This is a genomic window from Parapedobacter lycopersici, from assembly GCF_040395035.1.
GTDB lineage: Bacteria > Bacteroidota > Bacteroidia > Sphingobacteriales > Sphingobacteriaceae > Parapedobacter > Parapedobacter lycopersici_A.
The window spans coordinates 1-8,060 of the sequence record NZ_JBEBRB010000097.1 but is presented as its reverse complement, the minus strand read 5'-3'; the positions used below and the strand labels follow the sequence as shown (position 1 = coordinate 8,060).

General features: G+C 49.0%; 10 protein-coding genes. 3 read left to right on the top strand and 7 right to left on the bottom strand.

Going from position 1 to position 8,060, the window contains the following annotated elements; translation table 11 throughout:
• Nucleotides 1-350, top strand: a 350-nt coding sequence (locus tag ABWO75_RS12880; RefSeq protein ID WP_353186160.1) for a mannonate dehydratase, incomplete at its 5' end; no start/stop codon positions are given.
• 53 nt (nt 351-403) lie between these two features.
• On the opposite strand, the gene mnhG is transcribed toward ABWO75_RS12880, so the two are convergent.
• Genes mnhG through ABWO75_RS12845 form a run of 7 tightly spaced genes read right to left on the bottom strand, consistent with a single transcriptional unit; the run spans nt 404 to nt 6,164 of the window.
• Nucleotides 404-814, bottom strand: coding sequence for a monovalent cation/H(+) antiporter subunit G (gene mnhG / locus ABWO75_RS12875; protein ID WP_353186158.1), 411 nt, complete (start codon nt 812-814; stop codon nt 404-406).
• Nucleotides 807-1,082 carry a cation:proton antiporter gene (locus tag ABWO75_RS12870; protein ID WP_257657560.1) on the bottom strand — a complete coding sequence of 92 codons (276 nt, stop codon included), beginning with the start codon at nt 1,080-1,082 and terminating at the stop codon, nt 807-809. The genes mnhG and ABWO75_RS12870 overlap by 8 nt, the downstream gene beginning before the upstream one ends.
• Entirely contained in the window at nt 1,079-1,537 is a 459-nt protein-coding gene (locus ABWO75_RS12865; protein WP_353186156.1) for a Na+/H+ antiporter subunit E, read from the bottom strand. Before ABWO75_RS12865 ends, ABWO75_RS12870 begins: the two co-directional genes overlap by 4 nt.
• A gap of 35 nt (nt 1,538-1,572) precedes the next feature.
• Nucleotides 1,573-3,081: a proton-conducting transporter transmembrane domain-containing protein gene (locus ABWO75_RS12860; RefSeq protein ID WP_353186154.1), complete on the bottom strand. Its 1,509-nt coding sequence runs from the start codon at nt 3,079-3,081 to the stop codon at nt 1,573-1,575.
• Nucleotides 3,078-3,434: a Na+/H+ antiporter subunit C gene (locus ABWO75_RS12855; RefSeq protein WP_353186152.1), complete on the bottom strand. Its 357-nt coding sequence runs from the start codon at nt 3,432-3,434 to the stop codon at nt 3,078-3,080. Before ABWO75_RS12855 ends, ABWO75_RS12860 begins: the two co-directional genes overlap by 4 nt.
• 4 nt (nt 3,435-3,438) lie before the next feature.
• A complete protein-coding gene (locus tag ABWO75_RS12850; protein ID WP_257657564.1) occupies nt 3,439-3,852 on the bottom strand; it encodes a Na+/H+ antiporter subunit B in 414 nt (137 codons plus the stop codon).
• Nucleotides 3,853-3,854: 2 nt separating this feature from the next.
• Nucleotides 3,855-6,164 (bottom strand): putative monovalent cation/H+ antiporter subunit A, encoded by a 2,310-nt coding sequence (locus ABWO75_RS12845; RefSeq protein WP_353186150.1) that lies wholly within the window; start codon nt 6,162-6,164, stop codon nt 3,855-3,857.
• Nucleotides 6,165-6,521: 357 nt separating this feature from the next.
• Between ABWO75_RS12845 and ABWO75_RS12840 the strand changes: the two genes are divergently transcribed.
• Both ABWO75_RS12840 and ABWO75_RS12835 read left to right on the top strand, forming a co-directional pair.
• The gene (locus ABWO75_RS12840; protein ID WP_353186148.1) at nt 6,522-7,049 is read left to right on the top strand and encodes an RNA polymerase sigma-70 factor; all 528 of its coding nucleotides are present in this window, start codon (nt 6,522-6,524) and stop codon (nt 7,047-7,049) included.
• A 113-nt stretch (nt 7,050-7,162) separates the two neighbouring features.
• Nucleotides 7,163-8,060: FecR domain-containing protein (locus tag ABWO75_RS12835; RefSeq protein WP_353186146.1), on the top strand; the 898-nt coding region annotated here is incomplete at its 3' end.

Genomic DNA, 8,060 nt, shown 5'->3' with positions numbered 1-8,060 from the left:
AGGGTAATTTTGCGCTGATGGGCGTGGATATTCCAGCCCTCATCCGCGAATTCGGTAAACGGGATGTGATCCACTTCGTGCATTTCCGCAACGTGCAGGACCTAAGCGGTGTGCTTCCCAGCACCCACTTTGTGGAAACATTCCATGACGAGGGAATGATTGATATGTACGATGCGATGCAGGCCTATTACGATATCGGTTTCCGCGGCCCGATTCGCCCGGACCACGTACCTACCATGGCCGGCGACAGCAATGACCACCCGGGGTACAGTACGATCGGCGCACAGTTTGCATTTGGTTACATGCGCGGTTTGATGACTGGCGTCGCCAAGAACGGCCGAAAGGCATAATCTGCTATGGGCAAATCGGTTTTAACAATCCCGGTATCCGGTTTGCCCATTGGTTAACCTGCTTGGTCTGGCCCTTCGCCGGCTGCTGCCTGTTTTGCCTGCACGTCTTTGTTGCTGCTGCTGAGCCGGTGACTTTCTTTATCATACATTCCCTTCAAGTCATCGCGGATAGTGCCTTTCCATAAAGTGGTGCCGATCAGGTAAGCTGTACGGCCGATCATGTGTGCGGCTACGGGTGCGGTGAGCAGTAAGAAAAAGCCAATGGCCGCCGCCTTGGTGGTTACTGATACCTGGGGAAAGAAAATAGCCAGGCTAAATAGCAGCAGGCCGCTGCCCAGTGTTGCTGCCTTCACCGTTACGGAAAGGCGCAGGTAAAAATCAGGCATGCGTAAAATACCAATAGCCGCAATCAGGATGGCAATCACGCCGACGGTACTCAATATGGCAATAATCAGGTCAGTCATCTTGGTCTTTTTTCTCCAGGTAAAATGAAAAGGCAATGGTGCTCAAAAAGGCGATCAGCGCCAGAATCATGGCGACGTCCATAAAGGTGGATTGCTGCGTACTGATGCTGTATGCCGCAATGATACTCACCCCGATGGTAATGAGCAGGTCCAGCGCAATAACACGGTCTACGATCGTCGGTCCCTTAAAAAGCCGGATAAATACCAATAACAGGGAAATCGCCAGAATGGGCAGAATCACGTAATCTATGTATAAACTCAAACTCATCGTATAATCTCCAATAGCCGCCGTTCAAATCCATTTTTTATCTGGCGGATGAATTGATCCTTATCTTTAAGGTACATGACGTGGATGTACAGTACCGTCCGGTCTTCGCTGATATCCATGATCAGGGTGCCGGGAGTAAGCGATATCACGGTGGAAAGCATATTGATCTCAAAATCGCTCCGTGAGGCCATGGGATACCGTACGATACCCGGCTGCATGAAGAACCGCGGGGTAATCACATCATAGGCTACCTGTAGATTGGCTTTAACCAGTTCATACAGAAAATACAGGATAAAGCCGATGATTTTAGGAACCCGGTTGAAATACCGTTGGTCATCTTCGTTCCGGTTCATCAGCCACAGAATGAAGAAGCCCAGCAGGAACCCCAGGTAAAAATTGGAGAAATACAGCGAACCGGTAAGTGCGACCCAGATGAAGGCCAGCAAAAGATTCATTAAAAACTGTTTGACCATGGCACGTTTTTTTGTGACTAACTTTTACCCAAGACGGCCCGGATGTACGGGGTAGTATCCATCATTTCCGATGCAATACGTTGCACCACCGCTGTGATGTTTTCAGCGCCCAGTCCGATATACAAAGATATAAATGCCAAAAAGGCGATCGGTGTAACCAGCAATGTTTTTTTTCCGATTCCCATCCGTTGAAAGCGGTCCTCGTGCGGTGCGTCGTCCAATGGCGCACGCTTCCAGAAAACATCGGCCCACATCCGGGAGACAGCATACAAGGTAACCAGGCTGCCAATAATGATGGCTGCGACCAACGTAAACTGGCCGGTCATAAACCCAGCCTCAAATAAATAGATCTTGGGCCAGAAACCCGATAAGGGTGGTATCCCGATTAACGAAAAGAGTACGATCGCAATCAATAGCGACAACCGGGGATATTCGGCGTATAATCCGCCCAGCTTTTCCATATTCATGGTGCCCCGCAGTTGCCGAATCAGTCCGGCGATCAGAAAAAGGTTCGTCTTTACGATTATGTCGTGAAACAGGTAGAACAGCGCACCCATCAGGGCGACTTCTGAAAACAATCCCAAACCGCCGATCATAAAGCCGATATGGCAGACGATAAGGTAAGAAAACATACGCCGGATATTCCGTTTGATGATGGCGCCGAAACTACCGGTGAGTATGGTCAATACGGCCAGGATGATCAGTAGCGTACGGATAAAGTCATCTGGAATAAAAATTAGGGTAAACACCCGGAATAAAGCATAAATGCCAACTTTGGTCAGTAACCCGCCGAAAATGGCAGCCACGGCGGACGGTGGCGTGTGATACGAGGAGGGCAGCCAGAAATAGAGCGGAAATACTGCGGATTTGATACCGAAGCCCAGGATGAAAAAGATCGCTGTGACATCGACAAGAATGCGGTGGCCGACCAAAGGTACCTTCATCGCCAGATCAGCCATGTTCAATGTCCCGGTAATTCCGTACAGCATACCGATCCCGGTCAGGAAAAAGGTAGAAGCCAGAATATTCAATGCCATGTATTTGACTGCACCCTCGAGCTGTGCTTTTCGGCCGCCGAGGGTCAACAATACGAACGAGGAGATGATAATGACCTCAAACCACACATACAGGTTGAAGATATCACCGGTAAGGAAAGCGCCATTAAGACCCATTAGCAAAAAGTGCAAAATAGGAAAATAGCCATATTGCATCCGCGCCCGGGCAAGCCCAACCGCGGAGAATACGGAAACCGCCAGTCCGCTAAACGATGTGAGCAGCACCATGCTGCTGCTGAACACGTCGGCAACGAAGGTGATGCCAAATGGTGCTTCCCAATTAGCCGCCTGCATCACCAATATGCCACTACGCCAAACCCGGGTAAACAAGCCGATGGCAGCCAGCAGGACGATAAAGCTGCCGGCAATGCTGATGATCCGCTGTGCAACCGTCCGCCGCCAGAAAAATAGCAGCAGTACCGCTGTAAACAAGTGTGCAATCACCGGCAGTATGAGGTAATTTTCGATCATATATCTTCGTCTTCCGGGGTATTCAAATCATCAAGATCGTCTGAATTAATCAGTACGTATACGCGTTTCAACAATACAATAGCGAACGATTGGATGCCGAAGCCAATGACAATGGCGGTCAGGATCAACGCCTGCGGGATGGGGTCGGCGTAAATGTCGGTAAAGACCTTAGCGGCTTCGTCGATGACAGGCGGCTTCCCCTTGGTAATCCGGCCCAGTAGAAAAATAAGAATGTTTGTCCCATTACCGAGCAGCATAATGCCGAGCAGTAATTTGACCATACTCCGCCGGAACAGCATATAGATGCCTGCCGCGTAAAGTAATCCCATCAAGACGACCAACAAAATTTCCATACAATCACTCGTTATATTGGGTAATGGTAAACAATATGGTGAGGACGACGCCAATCACCACCAGGTAAACCCCTAGATCGAAAAACAACGCGGACCCCACCATGCCGATTACCGGTATGGGTTCATCGATCCAAAGTCCGGTCATGACAGGCAGTCCGAGCAATACAGGAGCGAACATGCTGAGTGTAGCCAGTGCCAGTCCAGCTGGAATTAACACAGCAGGGTGGTATCGCATCAGTTTCAGTGTGTTTTCCGTACCGTAGGTAAACCCATGCAGGACAAACGCGATGGAAGCGATGAGTCCGCCAACAAAACCGCCGCCCGGATGGTAGTGTCCGCGTAAAAGGATGAACACGGAAAATAGCAGCAATATTGGAAGCAGGTAACTGGTGGCGGTTTTTAAAATCGTACTTTTCATAATTACTCCTTTTCAGTGGCCCGAAGTCTTAATTTCAATAAGCTATATACGCCGATGGCGGCGATGCTGAGTACTACGATTTCGAACATGGTATCAATGCCCCTGAAATCGACAAGGATCACGTTTACCACGTTTTTGCCTTTTGCAAGTACATATGCATTATCGCCGTAATAGTTGCTCACCTCCGTACGGATAGGTTCACTGAGTACCAGGAGGCCAATCAGTGAGATGATGCAGCCAAATAGGGTAGCAATGATGCCGTCCCTGATTTTGACGCTGTTGTTGGCAAAATTGAGAAACGGCGGGAGCCTGAATAACACCAGAACAAAGAGTACAACCGTGAGGGTGTCAATCGTAAATTGTGTCATGGCTAAGTCCGGCGCGCTGTAAAAAACAAACATCAGGCAGATGCAATAACCTACGACACTGGTTGCCGCGACGGCAGTAAGCCGCGAGGAGGTGGTAACGGACAAGTACAGACCGCCAACCAGGATTGCACCAACGACAATTTCATAAATGCTGACGGGGGAAACGGTGCCCAGGTCGATGACAATGCCATCAGCGGTAAACAGCCGGAATGCGAGCAGCAAAATGGCAAAAACCACGATACGCAACAGATAAACGCGTAGGTAACCATTATGCAGCGTATTGGTATACCAAACGGAGAGCCTGATTAGGCTGCGGTAAAGCCTGCGAAAAAGCTCCTCGGGCGATAACATGTTAAAACGCGTCAGTGCGGACAGCCGCTGTTCCGACGGTTTACGTACCCAGTAAAGCAGTGTCCCCAATATCAACGTTGCCCCGCTTAACAGTAACACCAGGTTAAACCCGTGCCAGATTTTCAGGGGTGCGGCGGTGGTCAGCCGCGTCATCGACTGTGCCGCGGGATGGAGAAGCACTTCACCGATCCACGCGGGAAAACAGCCAAACAATACGCCGAGGAGACTCAGGAGGACGGGGGGTATCCAAAGCAGCCCGTTAGGCAGGTGTATGCCCTTAAACTGCTGCGGTAATGATCCGGTAAAAGGCTTAATGCCTGCCAGAAAGCCGGCATACAGCAGAAAGATGTTGGTCAATACCGCCACGGCTGTTAGCACAAAACGTAATAGGCCCGGCGAATGAAGTGTAGCCTCGTAAATGAGGTCTTTACCAATGAAGCCGAAAGTAAGTGGCAGACCGGCGCTCGACAACGCCGCCAGCAGGCCACCGATCGCCAGCGGGAGCATGACATGGCGCAATCCTGCGAGCTGGGTGACATCACGGGTGCCGGTCTTGTGGTCAATAATACCCGTGGTTAAAAACAGGGAAGCTTTATACAGGGCATGGACGAGGATAAAGACCGACGCCGCTACTAACGATTCCGGCGTTCCAATGCCGATAAGGAACACCAAAATGCCCAATGCAGCGATGGTGGAATAAGCCAATATCCCTTTAAGATCGGTGCGGAAGATGGAATGAAACGCGCTGTACAGCATGGTGATCCCGCCTACGATCAGCAACGTATACTGCCAGTAATCGCTACCCCCCAGCACAGGCGAGAACCTGGCCAACAGGTAGACGCCCGCTTTGACCATCGTAGCCGAGTGCAGGTAAGCCGATATCGGGGTCGGCGCCTTCATGGCGCCCGGTAGCCAGAAATGAAACGGAAACTGGGCAGATTTGGTAAATGCGCCCGCAAAGACCAGCACCAGGATTAACCCGTACAATGCATGGTTTTTCAGCCGTTCGGCATTATCTGCCATTTCCTGTATGGAATAACTACCGGACAGGTGGCCCATTAGGATCAATCCGGCCATCAGCAACAGGCCTCCGCCCCCGGTTACTGCGAGGGCAATTAATGCGCTCTTCCGCGATGCGGGATCGTCATTATTGAAACCGATGAGAAAAAATGAACTGATGCTGGTCAGTTCCCAGAAGATAAATAATAACAGGATGTTATCGGATAATACCAATCCCAGCATGGATGCCATAAATAGACTCAGGTAGGCATAAAAGCGGTCGAGGTAAGGGTGTCCTTTAAGGTAAGATGAGGCATATAAAAAAACAAGCGACCCGATGCCGGTAATCAGCAGGCTGAACAGCAATGCCAGGCCGTCCAGGTGAAAATCCAGGTTAATCCCCATGGAAGGTACCCATGGATAATGAAAGGAAACAGAAGATCCGGACCGGACAGCCGGAATGTAACTGAGAAAATACAAAAATAAGCTGATCGGCAGTAATGAAACTGCTATTGCTGCCCGCTGTCTGAAGAATTTACCGAAAGGAATAAATAAAATGGAAACGATCAGGCCTGCAAGTACTGCTATCAGCATTCGATACTTAATTTAATGTTGAAAGGGCACTAAAATAGGTAAATTTCGCGAAAATCCGTTAGGAAATGGAGGTAAATGGCGAAATTTTGTCCAATTAACAAATAAGTTGCTTGCAATAATTTTTTGATTATATGGCTTTGATTACTACCTTTGACCATTCCGATTATAGCCTGATGTGATTACAGGCGGTTGAACTTGTCGGTCTTTGTTCATATTTATTTGTGCTATTTCCCATTCATTGCGTTTGCATCGCCCAAGTGAAAGCAAATGCTTGAACGTCACGTGCGATTTACCCCAACTACAGCGATTCCAGATGGCTGTGATACGTCCAATAAATTATTAAATGGAAGAAGATACATGTTGTCGGTAGAAAAATTATTTAAAGAGTACTATACCCGCCTTTGTCATTTTGCCTGGCAGTTATTAAACGATAAGGATGCGGCTGAGGATGTGGTACAGGATGCTTTTATGGTCTACTGGAATAATCGGGATACGATTATTGATAACGATGTAGCCATTAAGAATTTTCTATATGCCGCGGTCCGCAATGCCTGTTATAACGTGGCCCGCAGGGAGAAGGTAACACAGCGTTTCCAGCTGCTTCATCAAATAGAGGAATTGGAGGAATCCCAGGTATTGGCCAATATCATCCGCTCGGAAGTCATGGTGGAGATCTACGGGATTATGCAGTCGATGCCGGCTGGATGTCAGGAGGTTTTTCGGCTGGGTTACCTGGAAGGGCTATCAAACACGGAAATTGCCGAGCAGCTGGATATTAGCGTAAACACGGTGAAAACACAAAAGCAACGTGGCTTAAAGCTGGTGAAAGGCAAACTCAACCCGGAGTTGTTTACGTTGCTGCTGCTATTCCTTATCGAAAAATAAATTTCATTTTTTTGTCACCCCGATTTTCACTTTTGGTTTCTTTACTCATACCAATAAGACCGCCATTTCGGTATAACGGTTAAAAGTAGGCATAAAAAGGCTAATAGGTAGCTATGAAACTCAATCAATACCAGGTTGCTGTGCTGATCAGCAAGTATCTTCGGAATGACATTTCCGAAGAGGAGCGTACGGTATTGGAGCAATGGCTGGATGAAAAGGAAGAAAACCGGCTGCTACTGGAATCGTTCCGCAATGGTACGCATGAGGTTCAGCATGACATGGATTTTATCCGTTCACTGGATGCCGATACGGCATGGAAATCTTTTGAGGGACGCGTTCAGCAGCGGCGCTGGAAACGGATGATGCGGTATGTGGGGTATGCCGCGGCTATTGTGGTTGTTGCCGGTCTGGCAATCTGGAAGTTTCTTCCCGGATCGTCCGATGCGGACGATGCGCAGACGGCGAATGTGTTCCATAACGACGTGGCCCCGGGAAGTAACAAAGCCCAGCTGACGCTTTCCGACGGCAGTACCGTTGACCTGGAGACCTATATTAATGGCCTGCAGGAACAGGACGGTACAGCGATTACGGGAAGTGATGGACAGCTTACCTATTCGACACCGGACGATGCGGCAAAGGAACTGATATACAATACGCTGGTAATCCCGAAAGCGGGTACTTACCAGCTTACGTTGTCGGACGGTACGAAAGTGTGGTTGAATGCAATGTCCGAGCTGCGTTTTCCGGTTCAGTTTGGCGGAAAGGAACGGCGGGTGTTTTTAAAGGGAGAAGCTTATTTTGAAGTGGCACACGATGCCAACCGGCCATTCCGGGTGGCAGTTAACGATACCGAAGTAGAAGTGCTGGGCACCCATTTTAACATTAATTCCTATGCCCAAGTGACCACTACGCTGGTTGAAGGTTCGGTAAAGATATACAAAGAAGAGGAAGAACAATTGCTGACGCCGGGGCAGGAAGCCAAGGTAGGGGAACATATTTCGGTTTATAAAG